Here is a 23676-nt window from a genome sequence, read left to right as displayed (position 1 = left end):
CTAGTTTGGAGCCATCACCGTGACCAGTCATGCATATTTGATCCAAACCGTGGGCGGATGGTGTGATGGCCGCGTGAGCATCGACCCCACCCTTCGCCGGGCGATCCTCGAGTCGCTCGACGGGCTGCTCGCGGCCTTCGACCTGGAGCCGCTCGGCGCCGGGCCACTCGGTGCCGGTGCGCCTGGCTCCGGTCCGCCACCCGGCTCCGAGCGGTTCCGAGCCAGCTCCGAGCCGCCCCGGTTCGGCCGCGTCTTCGGGGGGCAGTCGCTCGCCCAGGCACTCGTGGCGGCCAGCGCGACCGTCACCGGCCAGGAGCCGTGCTCCCTGCACGCGTCGTTCGTCCAGACCGGGAAGCCGGGCGTCGCGGTGGAGCTGGCGGTCGACCGGGTACGCGACGGCCGGACGATGTCGACGCGGCGGGTGACGGTCCAGCAGGGCGACCGCGTGCTCCTGGTCGCCATCGTCACGTTCCACGCGGACGGCGCCGGTCCCGAGCCGCCGGCCGATCCCTCCGTCCTGGCGGTGGACCCCGAGCAGCTGCCGCTGCTGCAGGACTGGGCGGAGAAGGCCCCGCCCGAGCTGCGGCCGCAGGCGCTGGCCTGGGTCGACCGCCCGCCGCCGCTGGAGACGCGGCTCGCCGAGCCGGTCGTCTTCATGGGCGGCTCCCCGGCCGCCGGCGCGCGTTCGCACTGGATGCGCCTGCCCCGCGACGTCGGCGCGGACGCCGGCACGCACGCGGCGCTGCTCACCTACGCGAGCGACTACTTCCTGCTCGACATGGCCTTCCGGTCCTACCCCGGTGGCGCCGACCCCGACCACGTGCCGGACTACACGTCGGCCTGCAGCCTCGACCACGCCATCTGGCTGCACCGCCCGGTGCGGTTCGACCGCTGGCACCGGCACACCCAGGAGACGGTCGTCGTCACGGGCCACCGCGGCCTCGTGCGCGGAGCGATCCACGACGCCGACGGGCATCTGGTGGCCACTGTCGCCCAGGAGGTGCTCGTGCGCCCGAATAGCCTCAAGGACCCGAAGGGCTCAGAGGGCGAGAGCGGCCTGGACGGCCAGAGCGGAGCGTTGACGCGATGACCGGTATGCCGCCCGGGCCGCCCGGGCCGCCCGGGCCTTCCACACCGTCGACGTTCCAGCACCGTCACTTCCAGCAGCCCTGGCCGGAGGGCGCGTACCGGCTGTTCCAGCTTGGCTTCGTCGTCGACGACCTCACCCGCGGCGGCTGCCGGGTTCCCTGACCAGACAGCCACCCCCGCAAGTTGACCACCGCCGCCCCTGGCGGTCGGGCCTGCGGCTTGATCGCGGTTTGTGCCCTGTGGCGGTCACGATCCGCCCCCCGCCCGCCCGGTCACCGCGGGACACAAGCGGCGATCCGTGAGGGGCTGGCACGCGGTATCCGGGGAGCTCGCCGGGTAGGACCCCGGACGCCCGCGCGATGCCGACGGCGCGGGACCGTCTGATCATAGATGCGGCGAAGGCGTCCAGCAGCGACAAGGGGAGCGCAATGGCCCAGACCACCACCGCCGATGGCCAGACCACGACGACCTCTCACAAGCCGGCTGGCGAGCGCCTGTTGGGGATCTATCTGAACGACCACCTCGCGGGCTCCAGCGCGGGGCTGCGCCTGGCGCGCCGGCTGGCCGGCGCGCACGAGCGGCTGCCGATCGGACCCGAGCTGCGGTCCATCGCCGAGGAGATCGACGAGGACCGGTCGGTGCTCATCGCGCTGATGGAGCAGCTCGGAGCGCCGCGCCGTCGCTACAAGATCGCCGCCGGTCTGCTCGCCGAGCTGGTGGGCCGGCTGAAGTCGAACGGCCGCCTGGTGGCCCGCTCCCCGCTGAGCACGGTGACCGAACTGGAGGCGCTGCGACTGGGGGTGGAGGGCAAGCGGCTGGCCTGGGTGACGTTGCGCGACCTGGCGGAGGAGGAGCCCGGCCTGGGACTGGACCCGGCACGGTTCGACCAGCTGGAACAGCGGGCGGTCGGACAGGCAGCGCGGCTGGAAGCGATGCGCCTGCGCGCCGGGCATGCGGCCCTTACGGAGCGGTGAGGCAGGGAGCGGCTGTCAGCCGCTCTTCCGGCGCCGGGCCCGGCCGGCCGGGAATCGGGCTGTACATCGTTCCTGCGCGGCGACAGCCGGTGTCCCGGCGGACGAGACGCTCGACGGCGGCTCGATCTCCCTTGAAGGTCGCCCAGCGGCTCGTGGCCAGGAGGAACTCTTCCTGGTAACCGTGACACCCACCACGTCAGGGCCGTTGCCCCATCCGCCGATAAACACCTCTCGGCCGACGGCGGCTTCTTCGTGATACGCGACACGATTTACGGCGCTACGGCACGGGGAGGACCTGGCCGATGCGCCGTTTCGCCGCCCCGCTCGCGTCGGAGGCCTGCCTGCTCACACAACCGTTTCTGGCGGGGCATGGACACGGCGCAGGACAGACAGGCCCTCGACGAAGTCTGACGATCCGATGAACGACCGTGTGCTACCCGGAACGGACCCCCGGCCGGGCCGCGGCGAAAAACGCCGGCCTAGAATGAGCACAGAACCGTGACCGCGGTCGAACGCAGACCGGCTTCATCCGGCCCCCGAAGACCACCGGGACCCGTATGCACTCCGTGCCCACCAGTCGTGCCCACGCAGCCCTCCGCCATGGACACCGCAGAGTCCCGTTAATGTCCAGGCCGGTGTCGTACGGCGCCCTGTCGTCGGCCGATCGTTCCGTTGGCGCTGCGGCCAGCAGAGCCATTGATGGCCATGCCGCCGATTTATCTTTTTTCCGCGCGAGCCGGCCGGTGACCAGCGGACGCAGCTTACGTCGAGCACGACACGACTCCCGGCCTGATCACGCCTCGCGGGCAGCCGCCGTGCGGATATCGGCCACCCGCCCGTGACCCTCGTCACGAACAGGGCGAATAGCCGCCGCGAGGTGTCGGYATACCTCAAACCGGGCGACTGGATCTGACCCGTGCTCCGGGCGCCGACCGAGGCTCACAGATCAGTCCCGTGGTGGTGGCTCACCAAGTACCGGAATACCTGCAGAGGTTTCAGCCGTGCCCTGACGGACTCTGCCAGCCGGCAGCGCCGGCCGGAAGCCCTGAACCATGGCGCCTACTCCCGAGGCGGATGATGAATAACCTATTGGCGGTCGTAGTCTCCTATGGCGGGTCGAGCTACCTCCCGGCGTTGCTGTCGGGGCTGCGCCGCATGCCTGGTTGTCAGGTGATGCTCATCGAGAACGAGCCTGGCGTGYGGCACCCGTGGCTGCCCGAAGGCGTGCGTGCGCACCATGACCACGGCAACGTCGGCTATGGCACCGCGGTGAACCTGGGTGTGCGGCGTCATCTGGAAAACGATCCGATCCCGGCCTGGGTGCTCGTCGTCAACAGCGACATCGAGCTACCCGAGCGCACAGCCCAGATGCTGCCCGCGTTGTTGAGCCACACCCCGGCCGACACCGACGCCGTCGGCTTCACGATCCAGACAGAAGACGGGAGACCAGGCCGAACCAGCTCGGTGCTGCCATCGTCGCGGACCAACGCGTACATGGCGGTACGAGGTGAGGCCGCGGCACTCAGCCGCTGGCCGGGGCATCGCTACCCGATTGGCGCGTTCTTCGCGATCCGGGGTGAAGCGTTCCTCCGGCTCGGCGGATTCGACCCGTACTACTGGATGTACTACGAGGAGACCGACCTGTTCTACCGCCTCCTCAAGGCGGGCGGCCGGATCGCCTGGGCGGATGACACCTGGCACGTGGTGCATGACGGCGGCGCGACGACCGGCCAGTCACCGATGATGCACCGGGAACTCGGGCGGTCCGCGGCCACGTATTTCCGTCGCCACCGGCGCAACCTCGGCCTGGCCTGGCCCGGAGTGCACGCCGCGCAGCTTCTTCTCCTCGCCGCCCGCAAGAGAGTCACGGGCCAACCGACGGACACAGCCCGAGCGCTGCGAATCCTCCGTGGTCTGGTCGGCGGCCTCGCGCGGCCCGACTGGGAGCCCGCGCACCACTCGCCGTGGCGCGCGGTGTCCACGAGTGCCCGCACCCAGGTAGGCACGCTTCCACCCGCGCTTGACACCACAGCCGGACTGGCGCCGGGTCGGTAGCGGTCTGTCCCGCCCGAGCGGGCGGGTCGCGGATGGCCAGGTCAACCGACTCGGACGGATGGTCCGGATCCCCGTCAGCCCGGCGAACCCGGCGAAGCATTCAGCCATGGGTCAGATTCTGGAGGCCGACCACGCGCAGCAGTTCCAGTCGCTCGTAGGACGTGCTGCCCGGACGGGCGGTGTAGACGACCAGCCGCTGGTCGTGGTCCGGGTTCAGCAGTACCTCGCAGTCCAGCTCCAGCAGGCCGACGACCGGGTGCAGGAAGCGCTTGGTGTCCGAGCGACGTACGGCGACGTGGTGGGCGTCCCACAGAGCCGAGAACTCCTCGCTGCGGGCGCGGAGCCTGTGTACGAGCGCCGCCAGCCGCGCGTCGTCCGGGCGGCGGGCGAAGGTGGCGCGCAGATCCGCGACTGCCTCGCGGGCGCCAGGGTCACGGTCCTCGGCCGGAAAGAGCTCCCGCGCGGCGGGGTCCGTGAAATAGCGCCACACCAGGTTGTGCTCCCCCTCCGGGCTGGCGGACGCGTCACCGTGCAGCGCCCTGGCCATCGCATTCCGCGCGAGGATGTCGCCGCGGTCGCTCAACACCTGGGCGGGAGTGTCGGTCAGCCGGTCGAGGACGAGAAGCAGCCCTGGGCGGACGTGCTGGGTGCCCGGCCGGCCGCGTGGAGGCTCCTCTCCCGCCAGATGGAAGAGATGGTCGCGTTCGTCGTCGGACAGGCGCAGCGCCCGGGCGACGGCGGCGAGCATCTGGCGGGACGGCCGTGAGCCTCTCGCCTGTTCCAGCCGGGTGTAGTGGTCGGTGGACATGCCCGCCAGTTGCGCCACCTCCTCGCGGCGCAGCCCCGGAGTGCGCCGCCGGGCGCCCTGCGCCAGCCCCACGTCGGCAGGCGCGAGTCGGGCACGGCAGTGGCGCAGGAAGTCCGCCAGCTCGGTTCTGTCCACACCTCCACCATGCCCGCGACGCGGGACACATCCAGGGACGGCCCGTCCCTGGATGGGGACGTCTCTCCCGCCGGCGCCGGCACCGCCACATGCTGGAAACCGGCCCGCGCCCCACGGGTCCTCTTGCCAGGAAGTGAGGATTTCGCATGCGGTATCGCACACTCGGCCGGACCGGGATCAAGGTCAGCCCCTATGCGCTCGGCACGCTGATGTTCGCCACGTCCATCGGCAACCCGGACCCCGATGACTCCGCCCGCATCATCCACAGGGCGCTGGACGCGGGAATCAACTTCATCGACACCGCCGACTCCTACGGCGACTCCGAAGAAATCGTCGGCAGGGCACTCCAGGGGCGTCGGGACGATGTAGTCCTCGCGACCAAGGCCGGCCGTCCGATGGGTGACGACCCCAACCACCAGGGCGCCTCACGGCGATGGATCGTGACCGCGGTCGAGAACTCGCTGCGCCGCCTGAAGACCGACTACATCGACCTGTACCAGATCCACCGGCCGGATCCCACCACGGACATCGGGGAGACGCTGTCCGTGCTCTGCGACCTGATCCACAGCGGGAAGGTCCGCGCGATCGGGAGCTCCGCGATGCTGGCGTCCGACATTGTCGAAGCCCAGTGGGTCGCCGAGCGGCGTGGTCTGGAACGCTTCCACACCGAGCAGCCGCCGTACTCGCTGCTCAACCGCGGCATCGAACGCGAGGTGCTGCCGGTCGCCCAGCGCAACGGGATGGGCACGCTGGTGTGGGGCCCGCTCGGACAGGGACTGCTCACGGGACGCGTCCGCAAGGGCCAGCGGAACGAGCTCCGCCGCGCGGCCTTCTCCAGGCATCTGAACGACGAGGGCCGGCTCGACGCCGTAGAGCGGTTCATCTCACTCGCCGAGAAGGTGGGCCTGCCACTGACCCACCTCGCCATGACGTTCGCGATCTCCCACCCCGGTGTGACCAGCGCGATCATCGGGCCGCGCACGATGAGCCATCTCGACGACCTGCTCGCTGGCCTCGACGTGACACTGACCGACGACGTCCTCGACCAGATCGACGAGATCGTTCCGCCGGCCACCGACGTCGGCACGCTCGACCAGGCATATCTCCCGCCCGCTCTCCAGCAGGCGAGCCTCCGCCGCCGGCCCGCCAGCGAACGCGCCGCCGCCTGACGCGTCCCGGCCATCCCACCGCCTGACGGTCCCGGCTTTCCCACCGTCCGCCGGGTCCTGGCTTTCCCACCTCCTGACCGAGCGCTGTTGGCGGTCAGACCGGCCAGTAGTTCAGACCGGCCAGTAGTACGGCAGCGCCGGGTCCACGTCGCCGAACAGCGGGCCGTAGAACCGCGGGTCCTTGCGGACCAGCGCGGCCTGGTGGCTGCGGTGGAGGCGCTCGTCGCCGAGCCAGCCGGGCAGCAGCCCGAGCCGTGCCAGCGCCTGCTGGGACCGCGGCGGCGCCAGGCCTGCCCGCGCGAGATCGGTGTTGATCGTGGCCGCGCACGTGTCGGCGCGCCCGACGGCGGTCCACGCCTCACAGACCGCGAGACCGTAGGCCGCGACCGCTCTCGGGTGGCCCGCCCACATCCGCACCGCCGGATGTCGCTGCCAGCCATAACCCTCGTAGGTCAGCGCCCGCACTATCTGCAGCGCCTCGACCCGCTGTTTACCGAGCCGCCGGTCGTCGAGAACCGCGGCGCTCGCCGCGAAGTCCGCATACGGAAGAAAGGTCTGCATACCCGCCACCAGAGCCCGCCGGCCCGCACCCCCTTCTGCCGCGGGGCTACCCGGCCGCACCCCCACACAACCAGAGGGTGACGCGTTCGCGGCACCAGCGGGACTATCGGCGATCATGCATGGCGAGCCAACATGGGCGGGCACGGCATTAGCGGTCAATAGTGGATCTGGACTTTCCACGGTTTCCCACGGTGTATCCGGGCCGGTGTCGATCAGATGTGGGACCCTGGCCGGTATGACCCCTGGGTTAGGGACGACCGCGTTGCGTACCTGTCCACTCTGCGAGGCGACCTGCGGGCTGGAGCTGCGCGTGGCCGACGGCCGGGTGGTCGGCGCGCGCGGCGACGCGGCGCACGTGTTCAGCCACGGGTATATCTGCCCGAAGGGCGCCGCGCTCCCGCAGCTGCTGAACGACCCGGACCGGCTGCGCCGCCCGCTCGTCCGCGAGACCACCAGCGACGGCCGCGACGGTCACGGCGGCAACAGGCGCCCTGACGAGACCAGGTGGCGTGAGGTCGGCTGGGACGAGGCCTTCGACGTCGTGCGGGCGGGACTGCGTCGCGTCATCGACGCGGCTGGCCGCGACGCCGTAGGCGTGTATCTCGGCAACCCGAACGCGCACACGATGGCTGGCGCGCAGCACGTTCCGGCGTTCCTCGGCGCCCTGGGCAGCCGCTCGCTGTTCAGCGCCGCGACGGTCGACCAGATGCCGATGCACGCCGCCTGCGGCCACGTCTTCGGGCATCCGGCGCTGATCCCGGTGCCCGATCTGGACCGCACCGACTACCTGCTGATGCTCGGCGCGAACCCGGCCGTCTCCAACGGCAGCCTGTGCACGGCCCCCGACTTCCCCGGCCGGCTGGCCGCGATCCGGGCCCGCGGCGGCAGGGTCGTCCTCGTCGACCCGCGCCGGACCCGCACCGCCGCCCTCGCGGACGAGCACCTGCCGATCCGGCCGGGCACGGACGCTCTGTGGCTGTTCGCGCTGGTCAACGAGCTGGCGGCGACGGGCCAGGTCGGGCTCGGCGCGGTCGCCGAACACGTCACCGGGGTGGAGCGCGTCATCGAGCTGGCCGCGCCGTTCACCGCGGAGGCGGTCCAGGCACCCTGCGGGGTGCCCGCCGAGACGACCCGGCGGATCGCGCGGGAGCTCGCCGCGGCGCCGGGCGCCGCCGTCTACGGGAGGATGGGGACGACGACGGTCGCGTTCGGCGGGCTGACGAGCTGGCTCACGATCGTCCTGAACACGCTGACCGGCAACCTCGACGCCCCCGGCGGGGCGATGTTCGGCCGCGGCGCCCACGGCCGCGCCGACCGGGCGCGTCCCGACGGGCGCCCCGGCGGGCGAGGGTGGCGGACCGGGCGGTGGCACACCGGGGTCCGCGGGCTGCCCGAGGTGATGGGAGAGCTGCCGGTCGCGGCTCTGGCCGAGGAGATCGACACGCCCGGCGACGGCCAGCTGAGGGCACTGGTCACCGTGGCCGGCAACCCCGCGCTGTCGACTCCGGACGCCCGGCGGCTCGCGGCGGCGCTCGGCACGCTCGACTTCATGGTCAGCGTCGACCCCTACCTGAACGAGACGTCCCGCCACGCCGACGTCGTGCTGCCGCCCACCGACCCGGCCCGCGTCGGGCACTACGACTTCATGCTCGGCGGGCTCGCGATACGCACCATCGCGAGCTACTCGCCGCCGGTCCTGCCACCCGATCCCGGCGGGCTGGCCGAGCACGACATCCTGGCCCGGCTGACGTCGATCGCGCTCGGCCAGCCGGCGGACACCGACGTGTCGGCCGTCCACGAGTCGCTGGTCGACGACGCGCTGCGCCGTGCCGTCGCCGAGCCGGGCTCGCCGGCCGCCGGGCGCGACCCGGCCGAGCTGCGCCCGCTCGTCGACGGCGAGACAGTGCCGGAACGCCTGCTGGACATCGCGCTGCGCACCGGGCACTTCGGCGACGGGTTCGGCGCCCGGCCGGACGGGATGCGGCTCGCCCTGCTGCTCGCCAACCCGCACGGTGTGGACCTGGGGCCGCTCACCGCGCGGATCCCGGCCATGCTGCGCACCGTCAGCGGGAAGGTCGAGCTCGCCCCGGAACCGGTCGTGGCGGACGTACCGCGGCTGCGCGCCGCGCTCGACGCCGCCGGCGGGGGCGGCGACGACGGCGCGGAGGCCGGCCTGGTCCTGATCGGCCGGCGCCACCCGCGGACGAACAACAGCTGGCTGCACAACGTCCCGGCGATGGTCAAGGGCCGCGAGCGCTGCACCCTGCTCGTGCACCCGGACGACGCGGCCCGCCACGGCGTCCGGGATGGCGGCCGGACCCGGCTGACGTCCGCGGTGGGCACGCTGGAGGTCCAGGTCGAGGTGAGCGACGAGGTGATGGCCGGCGTCGTCTGCCTCCCCCACGGCTGGGGCCACGGCCAGGCCGGTACCCGGATGACGACCGCCGCCGAACACCCCGGCGTGAACACGAACGTCCTCACGGACGCCTCCCAGGTCGATCCGCTGTCCGGCAACGCCGTCCTCAACGGCATCCCCGTCCGGCTTGCCCCCATCGGCTGACGGTGGACCGGCGCGTGCCACCGGCCCGACCCTGGCGTCCGAGTGCGCGCCCGGGGTTATCCGGCAACGGCGACGGGTCGGACACCCTTCTGCCGCCGGACGAGGCCCCGCCGGTCAGCCGGTGGGCCGGCTGGTGGCGAGCAGCCGGGCGAGGACGTCGCCAGCCCGACGGATTCCGGCGTCGTCGACGTCGAGGTGGGTCACGAGCCGCAGCGTCGTCGGGCTGACGGCGCCGACCAGGACGCCTCGCTCGGCGGCTCGGGCCACGAACGCGTCGGCGTCGCCGACCTCGACGAGGATCATGTTCGTCTCGACGAGCTTCGGCTCGACCCGGCCGGGCGCGGCGTCGGCGAGTGTCGCGGCGAGTTCGCCGGCCCGGCGGTGGTCCTCGGCGAGGCGGTCGAGGTGGTGACGCAGCGCGTACAGGCCGGCCGCGGCGATCACGCCGGCCTGGCGCATGCCGCCGCCGAGCCGCTTGCGCCATTCGCGGGCCTGCTCGACATGCGCGGCGTCCCCGACGACAAGGGAGCCGACCGGCGCGCCGAGCCCCTTCGACAGGCAGACCGACAGGGTTCCGAAGATCTCACCGAGGCGGCGCGGCGGGACGCCGAGCGCGACGGCGGCGTTCCAGATCCGGGCGCCGTCGCAGTGCAGCACGACCCCCGCGTCGTCGGTGAGGGCGCGCAGGCGCTCCAGCCGCTCGACCGGCCAGACCCGGCCGCCGGCGCGGGCCTGGGTGTTCTCCACGGCGAGCACGCTGGTCCTGATCATGTTGTAGTTGTGGCCGATCGAGTGCGCCCGGATCTGGGCCGCCACGTCCGCGAGGTCGAGCGGCCCGGCGAGCCCTGACAGGGTGCGGGTCTGCACGCCGCCGAGCGCGGCGAGGCCGCCCAGCTCGTAGGTCACGATGTGCGCCTCGGTGTCCGCCACGATCTCCGTGCCGACCGGGGCGGCGGCCCGCAGCGCGCAGAAGTTCCCCATCGTCCCGCTCGGGACGAAGGCGGCCGCCTCGTGCCCGAGCAGGTCCGCCGCGTGCTCCTCCAGCGCCCGCACCGACGGATCCTCGCCGTACACGTCGTCGCCGACCTCGGCGTCCGCCATCGCCCGGCGCATCCCGGGAGTCGGGCGCGTCACGGTGTCGCTGCGCAGATCGACGGGGGCGGCGGTCGCGGAGGCCGCGCCCGTCGCGACGGAGGCCGCGGGCGCAGCGCCGGCGGCCGAGGCGAGGTGGGATTCCATGGTTTGCGACGGTAACGCCTGTGAGCTGCGTCTTTGCGCGGGGTCACCCGGTCCTGAGGCCCGGCCGAAGGCCGTTACGTCCCGGTACGCCCGCGTGACACGCCCGCAATCTGACGCCCCTAACGTTCGGATCCAAGTTCGGATCCGAAGCGCGTGGAGGTGTCCCGATGCAGGTTCCGTCGTTCTCACTGCCGGAGATCGTCGCGGATGCCCACGCTGGCCGCGCCCCCGCCGGCGGGGAGCTCGACCGGGTCTGCCGCGAGATCGGCGCCTTCGTCCTGACCGGGCTGCCGCTGCCCACCGGCCTCACCAACGAGGTGCTCGGGCGGACCCGGGAGCTGTTCGCCCTGCCGCGGCGGGCGAAGGCCGCCCTGGTCAGCCAGGACGACCAGTACGTCGGCTGGCGCGGCACGGACGGCAACCGCAACGAGTACGGCTACGCGGACGAGAAGGAGATGTTCCACATCGGCCCGCGGGTCGCCAGCACGCTGCTCGGCCTGGGTGACCGCGCCGGATCCGGATCCGGCGCGGTCGAGCCGACGCGGGGGCACACTGCCGGCCTGGTCACGGCGGCCGTCGCGGACTGCCCGCTGTGGCCGGCCGAGCTGCCCGGCTTCGTCGAGGCCTGGCACCGCTACTACGCCGCCATGCAGGAGTCGGCGGCGCGGCTGGGCACGGCGCTGGCGGCGGCACTCGGCCTGGAACCCTCCCGCTGGTCGGACATGGTGGCCGGGAACTGGGCTGACCTCGCCGCCAACTACTACCCGGCGCCCGCGCCGTCCGGCGCGCCGGGGATCCGCAACGCCGTGCACTCCGACCTGACCCTGTTCACCGTCCTGCTCCAGGACCCGCCGGGCAACGGCGGCCTGGTGATGCGGGACCGCTCCGGTGGGTGGCACGACGTCGCGCCCGCCGCCGGGGAGTTCGTCGTCAACGTCGGCGAGCTGCTCACCTACCTGACCCGGGGCGCCTGGTGGGCGGTGCCGCACGAGGTCCGGCCGGCCGGCTCCGCCGCCGCCGGCGACCGGCTGACCATCCCGTTCTTCTACCGACCCAGCGACCACCACGAGCTCGTCCCGTTCGAGGTGCGCGGCGCCGGCTCCGTGTCCGCCGACGCGCCGCCGACGGACGGATTTCTCGCCGACACCGTCCTGGCCGACGCGCTGCGCGACGCCGGCCCACTGGACGTGGGCGCCTGGGTGCGCCGCCGCAAGCTCCAGCAGCGCGTCACCTCCTGACACCGACCGTCCTCGTCCGCCACGGCCCGGCCACGGCCGTGCCCAGACCCGGCTCCTCCCGCGGTACCCCGCCTCGCACCCCTCCCCGCGGCTCCCCCGTCCTTCCCTGCCTGCTCCTTCGGTGTTCCGGAGAGGAAAACCATGTCCGCGCTCGACTCCTCAACCAGCCGCCGGGCCGTGCTGCGCGGCCTGTTCGGCGGCGGCGCCCTGCTCGCCGCCGGACCGCTGCTCGCCGCCTGCGGCTCGGATGACGACAGCTCGTCCGCGTCCGCCGCCGGCCTCACGACCGTCACCTGTCAGCTCGGCTGGAAGAAGTTCACCCAGTTCGGCGGGCACTTCGCCGCGCTGAAGAACGGCTACTTCACCGCCGAGGGCATCGACGCGAAGTTCGTCTCCGGCGGCCCGAACATCGACCCGGTCTCGGTCGTGACCAGCGGGCAGGCCGACATCGGCGACGCGAACGGCTCCGACATCCTCCTGTCGGTCAGCAAGAACATCCCCGTGATGGCGTTCGCCACGATCTACCAGTCCACCCCGAACGCGCTGATGTCCCTGGACAGCAACCCGGTGACGTCCCTCGCCGCGATGGCGGGCAAGACGGTCGGCCTGCCCACCACCGAACGCCCRCTGCTGTCCGCGATGCTCAGCAAGGCGGGCGTCGACCCGTCGACGGTGAAGATGGTCCCGGTCGGCACGGACCCGAGCATCCTGAGCTCCAAGCAGGTCGACGGCTACATCGGCTACGGCACCCAGCAGGGCCTTTCGCTGCGCCAGTCCGGCGTGCCGGTCACCATCACCTACTTCTCCGAGCTGGGCAACCCCGACTACGGCAACGCCCTGTTCGCGACGCGCAAGACCGTCGAGGGGAAGAAGGACCTGCTCACGAAGTGGCTGCGCGCGGACCGCAAGGGCTGGGACTACTTCGTGAAGAACCCCGAGGAGATCGCCCAGTACACCTGGGACCAGTACCACAACGAGACGGGCGCGGTGCTCGCCGACGAGAAGGAGTCGGCGAAGGCCGCCGTGCCGTTGATCGCCGGGCCGGACACCAGGACCCACGGCCTGATGTGGGTCGACCAGGCCGCGTTCGAGAAGGTCTACGACCTCTACAAGACGGCCGGTCTCATCGACAAACCGGTCGACTACGCCGCCGTCGTGACGACCGACATCCTCGTCGGCGCCGGGGCGACGGCGTAGCCGCCGACGCCGCCACGAGGACAGGAAGCCGACCGGGGACCCCACGATGACCGTCCACACCATGAGCACCACTCGCACCGGCCGCTGGCGGCTGGCCGGCGTCCTCGGCGACGCCGGCCAGCCCCCGGCGCGGGTCGACGCCGGCGGCGCATGGGAGCTGGTGGTCGACGACGGCGTCATCACGACGCTGCGCCCGACGCCGGCCGGCCAGGCGGGCCAGGTCGACCGGGACGACCCGGCCGGCCCGCGGGACGACCCGGCCGGCCTGGCGCCGCCGACGGCGCTCGTCCTCTGCCCGCCGCTGCTGAACGGGCACGACCACGGCCGCGGCCCGGGCACCGTCGACGCGGGCATCCCGGACGCGCCGCTCGAGGAGTGGCTCGACACGCTCGGCCGGCCGGTCCGCCCGCGCGGCCAGGACGAGCTGGTCGGGCTCGCCGCCGACGCCATGCTGCGCGCCGGCGTGGGCGCCGCGGTCTTCTGCGTCAACCCGACGGGCCCGGACGTCGTCGGCGAGGTGCGGACGGCGGCCCGGGCGGCGGTCGCCCGCGGGATCCGCGCCGCCGTCGCGTTCCCGGTCCTCGACGCCGGCGGCGACCGCCGAGGGCGGCGACGCGGCGCGCCCGGCGCCGGCCGCGCCGCGGTCGACGCGCTGATCGCCGACGTCGAACGGCTCGCCGGTGAGCTGGCGGATGAGGTCGCCGGCTCACCGGCCGCCGGGCTGGTCGACATCCAGCTCGGCCCGGTGGGCCCGCAGTGGGTCGCGGAGGCGACGCTCGCGAGGCTCGCCGAGCACAGCGCCGCGACCGGCCGGCGGCTGCACCTGCACCTGCTGGAGAGCCCGGGACAACGCGCCTGGGCGGACGACGTCTACCCGGACGGGCTGCTGCCCGCGATGGACCGGCTCGGGCTGCTCACCGAGCGGACCACCGTCGCGCACGGCACCCAGCTGCGCGACGACGAGCTGGCGCTGCTCGACGAGCGGGGCGTCACGCTCGCCCTGAACGCCTCGTCGAACCTGCGGCTGGCCGCCGGTGTGGCGCCGATAGCGCGGGCCGCGGCCAGGGTTCGCGCGGCCTGTCTCGGCCTGGACGGGCTCGCCCTTTCCGACGACCACGACGGCTGGGCGGAGCTGCGCCTGGCCCGCGGGCTCTGGCAGGCCCAGACCCACCGGCGGGTGCCGGGCGCCGCGGCGCTCGCGCTCGCCACCTCCGCCGGGCGCGCCGCGTTCGGCGCGGCCGCGCCGCGACCGCCCGCCGAGGGCCAGCTCGCGGACCTTGTCCTGCTTGACCTGAGCCCGTGGCGGCATCTGTTCGGCCATCCGGACTGGCCGCTCGCCGACATCGCGGTGGCCGCGGCCGGCCCGGCGCACGTCGCCGAGGTGTGGGTCGCCGGCACCCGGGTGCACCACCGCCCCGAACCGTCCAGCCGCCCCGAACCGTCCAGCGCTCCAGCGCCCCGACCCCGGGAGGTCCCCGCATGAGCATGGCCCCACCCACCACCGGCCGCGCCCAGACCGGAGGCGCGGCCGCCGCCAGCGGGACCGACGTGCCAGGACCCAGGTCCGCCGGGCAGGTGTCAGCACCCACGTCGGCATCGGCGTCGGCGCGGACACCAGCGGGGGCGCCCACGCCGGGGCCGGCGGGCCTGAGCCGGCCCCCCGCGGCCACGCCCGCGCCCGTGCCCGCCGACGGGGCCGGCCCGCCGGTCCTGCGGGTGGACGGCGTGAGCTTCGGCTACCCCGGCCGGCGCGACGCCGTCACGGCCGTCGACGACGTCAGCTTCACCGTGCCGGTCGGCGGCATAGGCGTACTGGTGGGGCCGTCCGGCTGCGGCAAGTCGACACTGCTGCGCCTGGTGGCGGGGCTGCTGGAACCGACCGCCGGCACCATCGACGTCGCCGGCGTCCCGCCCGCGCGGCTGCGGCGAGACCGCCGGGCCGGGTTCGCGTTCCAGGACCCGGGACTGCTGTCCTGGCGGTCGGTGCGGCGCAACATCGAGCTGCCGTTCGACCTGGCCAGGCTGCCGAAGGACCGGGCCTGGGTCGACCACCTCCTGGAGATCACCGGCCTGGCGGACTGGGCGGGCCGGCGGCCACGGGAGCTGTCCGGCGGGATGCGCCAGCGGGTCGCCCTCGCCCGGGCCCTGGCGACCCGGCCGGACGTCCTGCTGCTCGACGAGCCGTTCGGCGCCCTTGACGAGATCACCCGCGCCGACCTGAACTTCGAGCTGCTGCGCATCCTGTCCGACACCGGCACCACCTGCCTGCTGGTCACCCACTCGGTGGACGAGGCGGTCCTGCTGGCCGACACCGTCGTCGTGCTCGGCCCGCGCCCGTGCTCGGTGCACGCGGTGCACGACGTTCCGGTGCCCCGGCGGGACCGGCGCGAGCAGCGGGACAGCGTCGAGTTCGCGGCCCGCTGCCGCGCCATCCGCGCTGAGCTGGAGGCCGCGCGATGACGACCACCGCGGCACCCACCGCCGCCACGGCTCCGGGCCCGGCGACGGTTTCGGCGGCGCCGACAGCGACGGCGTCGCGGCCCGCGTCGGGCTCGGGCCGCCCATCGCTGCCGGTTCGCCTGCTTGTCGCCGCCGTGGCGGTCGTCGCGCTGCCCGCGCTGTGGGCGGCGCTCGCCGCGACCGGCTGGCTCGGCGCCGGCCTGATCGGCCCGGCCGCGACCGTCCGGGCGCTGCACGACCAGTGGTCCATGATCTGGTGGAACGCCGAGCCGACACTGACCGCGACGTTCACCGGGGTCGGGATCCTGCTCGCGGTGACCGCCGTCGGGGTGGTCGCGGTCGCCGCGGTGCCCGCTCTCACCCCTGCGCTCGGCGGCGCCTCGGTCGTCATCGGGTCGCTGCCACTGATCACCGTCACCCCGGCGCTCGCGCTGGTGATGACCCGCGGCCAGACGCTCGTGACCACGGTGACCGTGCTGTCCGGGCTGGTGCCGGTGGCCGCGATGCTCGCCGGCTCCGCGCTGGCCGCCGCCCGCGGCCGCGACGAGCTCGGCGCGCTGTACTCGGCCGGCAGGCTGCGCTGGTGGCGGCACGTCGGCTTCTGGAACAGCGTGCCGGTCATCGACCTCGGGCTGCGCGCGATGCTGCCGGCCTGCTTCGTCGGGGCGATCGTCGCCGAGTGGTCGGGCGCGACGGGCACCCGTGGGCTTGGCCAGGTCATGGTCAACGCGCTGTTCAGCTACCAGCCCGAGGTGCTGTGGGCGGCGCTGCTGCTGGCCGCGCTCGCCGCGCTGGCCCTGTTCGCGCTGGCCGCCGCCCTGATGACGCCGCTGCGCAGGAGGATCCGATGAACGCCCCGTCGACCGACCGCCGCCGAGGCTCCGCCCGCCGACCGGGCTCCGCCGCCGGCCGGGGGGTGGCCGCCCGCCGGGGGGCGCACGCGGCCAGCGTCGTCGGGGCGCTGGCCGTCCTGGCCGCCGGCTGGCAGCTCTACGTCTGGGTCGGCGACGTGCCCACCTACCAGGTCGCGTCGCCGGCCGAGGCGGCGCGGGCGGCCTGGTCGAACGCGCCGCTGCTGGCCGACCGCTGCTGGGTGACCATGCAGGGCGCGGTGCTGGGGCTCGCCGCGTCCGCGGCGGTGGCCCTGCTGCTCGCCGTCGCCGCGATCCGGCTGCCGCTGGTCCGCACCCCGCTGACCGCGTACGCGCTGCTGTTCCGCACGCTGCCGATCGTCGGCGTGGCCCCGCTGCTCACCCTGATCACCGGCCGGGGCCTCGGCACGTCGGTCGCCTGCGTCGTCGTGGTCACCGTGTTCACCCTGCTGATCGCCGCGCTGGACGGGATGGAGTCGCTGCCGGCGGAGGTGCGCGAGCTGCAGGACCTGTACGCCACGCCGTTCGCGCGCCGGCTGCGCACCGGCCTGCTCCCGAACGCCGTCGGCAGCCTGCTGGTCGGCCTGCGGGTCGCCGCGCCGATGGCGGTGCTCGCCGCGCTGCTCGCCGAATGGCTGTCCGGGCTGGAAGGGGTCGGAGAACTGATGACGACGTCCCTCGCGAACCGGGACAGCGAACTGCTGTGGGCGACGTCGGCCGTCGCCGCGCTGCTCGGACTGGTCGCCTACGCGCTGCCGTCGGGCCTCGTCGCGCTCGCCGACCGGTTCGGCTTCGCCGTCGCCCCGACCGCGTCGGGGACCACCGGGGGCGCCCGGTGACCGGCCTGGCGCTCGCCGCCGCCCCGCCCGAGCTGGCGTTCGGCGAGCCGGGCTGGTCGACGTTGGCCGGTGTCGTCGACGCCGATCCGGCCCTCGTCACGCGGGTCGAGGACCGTCTCGCCGCTGGGCTGGGGCGCTGGTGGGAGCTGGCGCTGGACATCCACGCCCGACCCGAGCTGGGGCTCGTCGAGTACCACGCCGCCGACGCGCTGTGCGGCGTGCTCGCCGAGCACGGCTTCGCCGTCACCCGCGGGCTCGCCGGCATGCCGACGGCGTTTCGCGCCGAGTACGGCGGCGGCCCGCTCACCGTCGCGTTCACCGCCGAGTACGACGCGCTGCCCGGCATCGGGCACGCCTGCGGCCACAACCTGATCGGGACGATGGCCGCCGCCGCGGGCGCCGCGCTCGCGGCCGTCGCCGACGAGGCCGGACTGCGGGTGCTGGTGATCGGCTGCCCGGCCGAGGAGAACGCCGGCGGCAAGATCTACCTCGTCGAGGCCGGCGTGTTCGACGACGTCCACCTCGCCGGGCAGATCCACCCGGCCAACCGGGACGAGCTGTGCCCGGCGACGCTCGCCAACGACACCCTCGCGGTCAGCTACGCCGGCAAGGCCGCGCACGCGTCGTCGTTCCCGGAGCGCGGCCGCAACGCCTACGACGCGATCACCGTCGCGAGCGTCGCGATCGGCCTCCTGCGCCAGCAGCTGCCCGACAGCGTGCGCGTCCACACCCTGGTCACCGACGCCGGCGACGCGGTCAACATCATCCCGGAACGCGCCGCGATGACGGTGAAGGTGCGCGCCGCCGACGCCGGCACCCTGGAGGGCGTCACCGCCCGGGTCGGCGACTGCCTGCGTGCCGGCGGCCTCGCCGCCGGCTGCGCGCCGACCCTGCGCCGCGCCCTGCCGCGCTTCTCCGAGATCCGCTACGACCGGCTGCTGTCGCGCCTGTTCGCCCAGGCCTGTCCTCGGTTCGACGGCGTCGACCTGAGCTTCGTCACCGACACCGGCACCAACACCGCCGCCGCTGGCGCTGGCGCCGACGGCGGCGAGAAGGGGGGCACGGACGGCGCCGGCGAGACCTACACGCCGCCGTCCGGCCGGGCGGCCAGCACCGACGTCGGCAACCTGTCCTGGGTGATCCCGATGATCCAGCCGATGCTGCGGCTGGAGACCGGGGGCTGCGGCAACCACGAGGCCGCGTTCGCCGCCGCGTCGGCGTCCGAAAGCGCCCGCCTGCTGATCGCCGACGGGGCCAGGGCGCTCGCGCTGAGCTTCCTGTCCGCCGGGACCCGGCACGCCGGGCACTACCTCGCCGCGGGCACCCCGGGACGACGGGCGGCGCGGCGCGCCGAGGCCCGAGCCGCCGAGGTGCTCGACCTGGGCGTCCCGCTGCTGGACCCGCCGAGGTGACCGCGCCGACGACCCGCCGCCCGCCGCGGCCCGCCGCTGACCAGCCCGACCGCGCGGTGACCACCGCCGTGCCCCACCCGTCCGCCGTGCCCGCGCCCACCCCAGGAGGAACCGTGGCCCCAAGCGACCTGCCCGTCACCGGCCATCTCGTCGCCGGCGAGCTGATCGACGGCACCGGCGGCGACGCCGTGGCGGTGCACGACCCGTCGAACGGAGCGGTGATCGGGTACGCCGGGCTCGGCGACGACGCGCTCGTCGCGCGGGCGGTGGCCGCCGCCCGGGCCGCGCAGCCCGGTTGGGCGGCCACGCCGCTGCGCGAGCGGATGGCCTACCTGGACGCGTGGCGAGGCAAGCTCGCCGCCGCCGCGGACTCCCTGACCGAGCTGGTCATCGACGAGATGGGCCTGCTGCCCGCGTTCGCCCGCAACGTCCACGTGGGCCGGGCGGTCGCCTGCCTGGAGCGCCTGGAGGAGCTGGCCGAGGCGGTGCTCGCGCCGCGCCGCGAGGGCATCTCGCTGATCGTGCGGGAGCCCGCCGGCCTGGTCGCCGCCATCACCGCCTGGAACTTCCCGCTGCACATGCTGGTCAGCAAGATCTCGTCGGCGGTCGCGCTCGGGAACACCGTCGTCCTCAAGCCGTCGGAGGTGAAGCCACTGGCGGCCTGGGCGGCGACCCGGCTGCTCGCCGAGCTGGACCTGCCGCCCGGCGTCGTGAGCGTCGTCGGCGGCACCGGCCCCGCCGTCGGCGCCGCGCTCGTCGCCCACCCGGACGTCGACATGATCAGCTTCACCGGCTCGCGGGCCGTCGGCCGGCGGATCCTCGCCGCGACCGCCGCCACGATCACCCGCAGCGTGCTGGAGCTCGGTGGCAAGAACCCGGCGCTGCTGCTGCCGGACGCGCCGCTGGACACCGCGCTGCCGGCCGTCCTCGGCAGCTGCTTCTTCAACAACGGCCAGGTCTGCGGCGCGCAGAGCCGGCTGATCGTGCCGCGGGCGCTGCTCGGCGAGGTGGAGGACCGGCTGGTCGGGCTGGTGGCGGACACCGCCGCCGGGCCGCCCCGGGCCGCCGGCACCCGGCTCGGCCCCGTGGTCAGCGCCGTCCAGCGCGACCGGGTCGCCGGCTACATCCGCGCCGGGGTCGACTCCGGCCTGCGCCTGCTCGCGGGCGGGCCGGGCGCGCCCGACGGGCTTCCGGACGGCAGCGCCGACGGCTACTACATCCGCCCGACCGTGTTCAGCGACGTCCCGCCCGACCACCAGCTGGCCCAGGAGGAGATCTTCGGGCCGGTGCTGACGGTGCATGCCTGCGACGACGTCGACGAGATGGTCGCGGTGGCGAACGGTACCCGCTACGGGCTGACCGCCTCGGTGTGGAGCGCCGACCTGGACCGGTCGGTCGCCGTCGCGCGCCGGCTGCAGGCCGGCCAGGTCGTCGTCAACGGCGGCGGGTTCAACCTCTCCGCGCCGTACGGCGGCGTGAAGGAGTCCGGGAACGGGCGCGAGCACGGGCGGGAGGGGCTCGCCGAGCTGACCGAGGTGAAGTCGATGCAGCTGCCCGCCTGACCGGCCGCCGCCGTGCCGGCACCCTGGACGGCGGGCCCCGCCACCGTCACCGTCACGAGCGACCACCGTCACGATCGACGCTGTCCCCGTCACCCTGGACACGCAACCGAGGAGCACACTCATGGACAGCCACGCCGGCCCCGCCGCGGCGGGCCCACCGTTCGACCTGGTCGTACGCGGCGGCGCAGTCGTCTCGCACGACCGGGACGTACGCACCGACCTCGGCATCCGCGACGGCCGGGTGGCCGCGGTCGGCGGCGGGCTCGGCGGCGGGCTGCGGGAGATCGACGCGACCGGGCTGGTGGTCCTGCCCGGCCTCGTCGACGTGCACGTCCACCTGCGTGAGCCGGGGATGACCCGCAAGGAGGACTTCGCCAGCGGCACCAGGGCCGCGGCGGCCGGCGGGGTGACGACCGTCGTCGACATGCCGAACACGCTGCCGCCGGTCGAGACCGCCGCGGGCTTCGCCGAGAAGCTCGCGCTCGTCGCGCCGAAGGCGCACGTCGACTTCGGGCTCTACGGGATGCTCGGCAAGACGAACGCCGACGAGATCGCCGGCATGGCCGCCGCGGGCGCGATGGGCCTGAAGCTGTTCATGGGGCAGACCACCGGCGACAACCCGTGCCCGGACGACGGCGCGATCTTCACCGGGCTGCGCGCGGCGGCGGCCGCGGGCCTCGTCGTCGGCGTGCACGCGGAGAACGACGCGCTGCTGCGCCGGCTGTCCGCCGAGCTGCGCGCGGCCGGGCGGACCGACCCGCGCGCCCACCTGGAGGGCCGGCCGGCCGTCGTCGAGGTCGAGGCCGTCACGAGGATCGTCACGCTGGCCGGCGCGGCGGGCGCCCAGCTGCACATCCACCACCTGTCCACCGCCGCCGGGCTCGACCGGGTCCGCCTGCTGCGCTCGCTCGGCCACCGGGTCACGGTCGAGGTGCTCGTCGCCCACCTGCTGCTCGACGAGACCGCGTACGACCGGTACGGGAACCTGGTGAAGCTGAACCCGCCGATCCGGCCCGCGGGCGACGTCGCCGCGCTGTGGCGGGGCATCGCGGCCGGCGACGTCGACATCATCGCGACCGACCACGCGCCGCACACCGCGGCCGAGCAGGACGAGCAGGACGTGTGGCGGGCCCACGGCGGCTTCATCGGAGTCGAGACCATGCTGCCGTTGCTGCTCACCGAGGTGCACCGAGGCCGGCTCACGCTGCCGGATCTGGTCCGGATGTGCTGCCACACCCCGGCCAGGACCTGGCGCCTCGACGACCGCAAGGGCCACCTCGGCGTCGGTGCCGACGCGGACCTGGTGCTCGTCGACCCGGCCGCGCCCGGCGAGATCGACCCCGGGCGGCTGCACTCGAAGCACCCGGTGACGCCGTACGCGGGCTGGCCGACGGTCGGCGCCGTGCGGGCCACCTACCTGCGCGGCGAGCTGGTCGCCAAGGACGGCCAGGCGCTGGGCGCGCCGCGCGGGCGGCAGCTCGCGCCAGCCCCGGTCACCGTTGCCCCCGCCCTCCCCGCGACGTCCACGGCCGTGCCCGCCGTCACGGCCACCGCCGGGAGCCCGGCGTGACCGCAACCGCTACCGGAACCACCACTGCCATGACCGGCGCGGTGACCACGTGGTCCGGTCTCGCCCCCACCCCGATCTGGCCGGACGGCGGGCCGGCGCCCGCGGACGACGTCGTCGGCGCGGCGGTCGCCGCCTTCCTCGCCGCGGAACTCGCGCCCCTCGGTGTCCGTGTGGACGCCGCGAACACCGCGAACACCGCGGACGCCACGGACGCCGCGGACCGAGCCGGCGGGCCCGGCCTGACGGTCGGGATCGGCGCCATCGGCACCACCGCGCCGCATGCCGTCGGCAGCCCGATGCTCGCCCGGGCGGTCGCCGACGCCGGCCTGTCGCTCGGCGCGGCCCGGCCCTTCGCCGACCCGGACGCGCTCGTCGCGGACCCCGGCTGGACACTCGGCGTCGTGCTCAGCCCATGGAAGCGTGAGGTCGCCGCCCGGCTCGGCCGACTGTCCCCGTCGGCCGCCACCACCGGGGTCGTCGACACCGTGCTCCGTCCGCCGACCGGCTCCTCCCCGGCGCTCTCCTCTCCGACCAGCTCCTCCCCGCACCACACGGCTGACGCGGCGCCGACAGGGGTCAACACCAACTCGTGGGCGGCGCAGGCCGTGCTCGAGCTGCTCGCCGCCGGCCGGACTCCGGCCAGCATCGTGCTGCTCGGCGCGGGCGCCTCGGCCCGGTCGGTCGCGCTCGCGGTGCGCCGCGTGTGGCCGGCGACGCGCCTGCTGGTCAGCGCGCGGTCGACGGCCGGCGCCGCGGAGCTCGCGGGGCTCGCCGGCGCCGACGCGGTCGCACCCGACGGCCTCGTGGACGCGCTCGCCGGCCGGCCCCCCACGATTCTGATCAACTCCACCGCGTGGGGCGAGACACCGGAGTCCGAGTCCCAGCCGTTTCCCTTCCCGATGGACCTGTTGCTCCGGCCAGGCGGAGCGTTCTTCGACCTGAACAACCGGCTGTCCGGCCTGCAGGCGCGCGCTCTGGCCGCGGGCGCCACGGTCAGCTCGGGAACGCTGATGCAGCGCGCGACGCACGCCGCCCGCGCGGCGGCGGCCCGCGCGGTCCTGACCCAGGAGATCCCATGACACCCGAGGTACTGCGCCCGTCCGGGGCGGCCGGGCCCGCGCCCGGCTCCGCGCCCGTTCCCGGTGCCGCTGTGGCGAGCCGCGTGGCCACCACGGGCACGGTGGCCAGCGCGGACACGGCGAGCGCGGGCACGGCGGCCACCGCGGACACGGCGGGCAGCGCGGGCACGGCGGGCAGCGCGGGCACGGCGGGCGTGACCGTCGCCGCGGGCGCCGCGACCGTGCGCGAGCGCGTCTACCGGTACCTGCGCCAGGCCGTGATGACCGGCGAGCTGCCGCCTGGCAGCCGGCTCGTGGAGGACCGGATCGCCGAGGAGCTCGGGGTGAGCCGGACGCCGGTCCGGGAGGCGTTGCAGCGTCTCACCAGCGAGGCGCTGGTGACCCGGATCCGGCGCGGCCAGCTGGAGGTCTGCGCCGTCGGCCCGCGCGAACGCGCCGAGATGCACCTGCTGCGGGTGGCGTTCGACGAGGTGGTGGCCCGGCTGGTGAGCCAGCGTGCCGCCGAGGTCGACTGGCAGGCGATCCTCGACAGGCTGGGCCCGCTGGAGGCGGCGCTGCGGGACGGCGGGATCGGCAGCCCGGCGTTCGCGATGGCGCATCTGGACCTGCACATGGCCGTGAACAGGGCCGCGTTCAGCACCCGGACGTCGACCTTCCTGGAGTCACAGGCCTTCCTGTACCCGACTGACGACTACGTCCAGCAGGGCGGCTACGAACCGGTCGAGCAGCACCGGGCGCTGATCGCGGCGCTCGCGAGCGGCGACGAGGAGCAGGCCGTCGCCGCCGCGCTCGCGCACGCCGTCCGCGGGCACGCGCGCCGCGCCGGCCGCGCCGACGGCCTGGTGGAGGGATGACGA

Annotated in this window: 20 protein-coding genes; 17 read left to right on the top strand and 3 right to left on the bottom strand. The window is 74.4% G+C overall.

The features are described 5' to 3' along the window. The first annotated feature begins 73 nt into the window (after nt 1–73). From BL253_RS04795 to BL253_RS04785, 4 genes are all read left to right on the top strand, one after another. The gene (locus tag BL253_RS04795) at nt 74–1090 is read left to right on the top strand and encodes an acyl-CoA thioesterase (protein WP_076813913.1); all 1017 of its coding nucleotides are present in this window, start codon (nt 74–76) and stop codon (nt 1088–1090) included. Next, nucleotides 1087–1251 carry a hypothetical protein gene (locus BL253_RS42185; protein ID WP_158230329.1) on the top strand — a complete coding sequence of 55 codons (165 nt, stop codon included), beginning with the start codon at nt 1087–1089 and terminating at the stop codon, nt 1249–1251. The genes BL253_RS04795 and BL253_RS42185 overlap by 4 nt, the downstream gene beginning before the upstream one ends. Nucleotides 1252–1517: 266 nt before the next feature. Next, entirely contained in the window at nt 1518–2063 is a 546-nt protein-coding gene (locus BL253_RS04790) for a hypothetical protein (RefSeq protein WP_076813911.1), read from the top strand. 1089 nt (nt 2064–3152) lie between these two features. Further along, complete coding sequence (locus BL253_RS04785) at nt 3153–4118, top strand: glycosyltransferase family 2 protein (RefSeq protein WP_241834530.1); 966 nt, start codon at nt 3153–3155, stop codon at nt 4116–4118. A gap of 100 nt (nt 4119–4218) precedes the next feature. On the opposite strand, the gene BL253_RS04780 is transcribed toward BL253_RS04785, so the two are convergent. Further along, entirely contained in the window at nt 4219–5061 is an 843-nt protein-coding gene (locus BL253_RS04780; protein WP_076813907.1) for a helix-turn-helix transcriptional regulator, read from the bottom strand. A 146-nt stretch (nt 5062–5207) separates the two neighbouring features. Between BL253_RS04780 and BL253_RS04775 the strand changes: the two genes are divergently transcribed. Then, nucleotides 5208–6230, top strand: coding sequence for an aldo/keto reductase (locus BL253_RS04775; RefSeq protein WP_076813905.1), 1023 nt, complete (start codon nt 5208–5210; stop codon nt 6228–6230). 111 nt (nt 6231–6341) lie between these two features. Here the strand turns inward: BL253_RS04775 and BL253_RS04770 are convergent, their stop codons facing one another. Continuing rightward, nucleotides 6342–6791, bottom strand: a complete 450-nt coding sequence (locus BL253_RS04770) for an MSMEG_6728 family protein (RefSeq protein WP_076813903.1) — start codon at nt 6789–6791, stop codon at nt 6342–6344. A 235-nt stretch (nt 6792–7026) separates the two neighbouring features. On the opposite strand from BL253_RS04770, the gene BL253_RS04765 reads away from it, so the two are divergent. Then, entirely contained in the window at nt 7027–9351 is a 2325-nt protein-coding gene (locus tag BL253_RS04765) for a molybdopterin-dependent oxidoreductase (protein WP_076813902.1), read from the top strand. A gap of 114 nt (nt 9352–9465) precedes the next feature. Here the strand turns inward: BL253_RS04765 and BL253_RS04760 are convergent, their stop codons facing one another. Beyond that, nucleotides 9466–10464, bottom strand: a complete 999-nt coding sequence (locus tag BL253_RS04760; RefSeq protein ID WP_420801623.1) for a threonine aldolase family protein — start codon at nt 10462–10464, stop codon at nt 9466–9468. A gap of 293 nt (nt 10465–10757) precedes the next feature. On the opposite strand from BL253_RS04760, the gene BL253_RS04755 reads away from it, so the two are divergent. The 11 genes from BL253_RS04755 to BL253_RS44675 all read left to right on the top strand — a co-directional run bounded on the left by BL253_RS04755 (nt 10758) and on the right by BL253_RS44675 (nt 23673). Then, nucleotides 10758–11828, top strand: a complete 1071-nt coding sequence (locus BL253_RS04755) for a 2OG-Fe(II) oxygenase family protein (protein WP_076813900.1) — start codon at nt 10758–10760, stop codon at nt 11826–11828. A 141-nt stretch (nt 11829–11969) separates the two neighbouring features. Beyond that, a complete protein-coding gene (locus BL253_RS04750) occupies nt 11970–13025 on the top strand; it encodes an ABC transporter substrate-binding protein (protein ID WP_076813898.1) in 1056 nt (351 codons plus the stop codon). A 46-nt stretch (nt 13026–13071) separates the two neighbouring features. Continuing rightward, nucleotides 13072–14508 carry an amidohydrolase family protein gene (locus BL253_RS04745; RefSeq protein WP_076813896.1) on the top strand — a complete coding sequence of 479 codons (1437 nt, stop codon included), beginning with the start codon at nt 13072–13074 and terminating at the stop codon, nt 14506–14508. Continuing rightward, nucleotides 14505–15485, top strand: a complete 981-nt coding sequence (locus BL253_RS04740; RefSeq protein ID WP_241834529.1) for an ABC transporter ATP-binding protein — start codon at nt 14505–14507, stop codon at nt 15483–15485. Before BL253_RS04745 ends, BL253_RS04740 begins: the two co-directional genes overlap by 4 nt. After that, a complete protein-coding gene (locus tag BL253_RS04735) occupies nt 15482–16336 on the top strand; it encodes a hypothetical protein (RefSeq protein ID WP_076813892.1) in 855 nt (284 codons plus the stop codon). The genes BL253_RS04740 and BL253_RS04735 overlap by 4 nt, the downstream gene beginning before the upstream one ends. Further along, entirely contained in the window at nt 16333–17196 is an 864-nt protein-coding gene (locus tag BL253_RS04730; RefSeq protein WP_081438012.1) for an ABC transporter permease, read from the top strand. Before BL253_RS04735 ends, BL253_RS04730 begins: the two co-directional genes overlap by 4 nt. After that, a complete protein-coding gene (locus BL253_RS04725) occupies nt 17193–18608 on the top strand; it encodes a M20 family metallopeptidase (RefSeq protein WP_076813890.1) in 1416 nt (471 codons plus the stop codon). The genes BL253_RS04730 and BL253_RS04725 overlap by 4 nt, the downstream gene beginning before the upstream one ends. Continuing rightward, complete coding sequence (locus BL253_RS04720; RefSeq protein ID WP_158230328.1) at nt 18605–20170, top strand: aldehyde dehydrogenase family protein; 1566 nt, start codon at nt 18605–18607, stop codon at nt 20168–20170. Before BL253_RS04725 ends, BL253_RS04720 begins: the two co-directional genes overlap by 4 nt. Nucleotides 20171–20291: 121 nt before the next feature. After that, entirely contained in the window at nt 20292–21740 is a 1449-nt protein-coding gene (allB, locus tag BL253_RS04715) for an allantoinase AllB (RefSeq protein WP_076813888.1), read from the top strand. Beyond that, nucleotides 21737–22819, top strand: a complete 1083-nt coding sequence (locus BL253_RS04710; protein ID WP_131831447.1) for a hypothetical protein — start codon at nt 21737–21739, stop codon at nt 22817–22819. The genes allB and BL253_RS04710 overlap by 4 nt, the downstream gene beginning before the upstream one ends. After that, nucleotides 22816–23673: a GntR family transcriptional regulator gene (locus tag BL253_RS44675; protein WP_081438010.1), complete on the top strand. Its 858-nt coding sequence runs from the start codon at nt 22816–22818 to the stop codon at nt 23671–23673. Before BL253_RS04710 ends, BL253_RS44675 begins: the two co-directional genes overlap by 4 nt. Nucleotides 23674–23676: the final 3 nt, after the last annotated feature.

Source organism: Pseudofrankia asymbiotica (assembly GCF_001983105.1).
Classification (GTDB): Bacteria; Actinomycetota; Actinomycetes; order Frankiales; family Frankiaceae; genus Pseudofrankia; species Pseudofrankia asymbiotica.
This window is presented reverse-complemented; position numbering and strand designations above follow the sequence as displayed.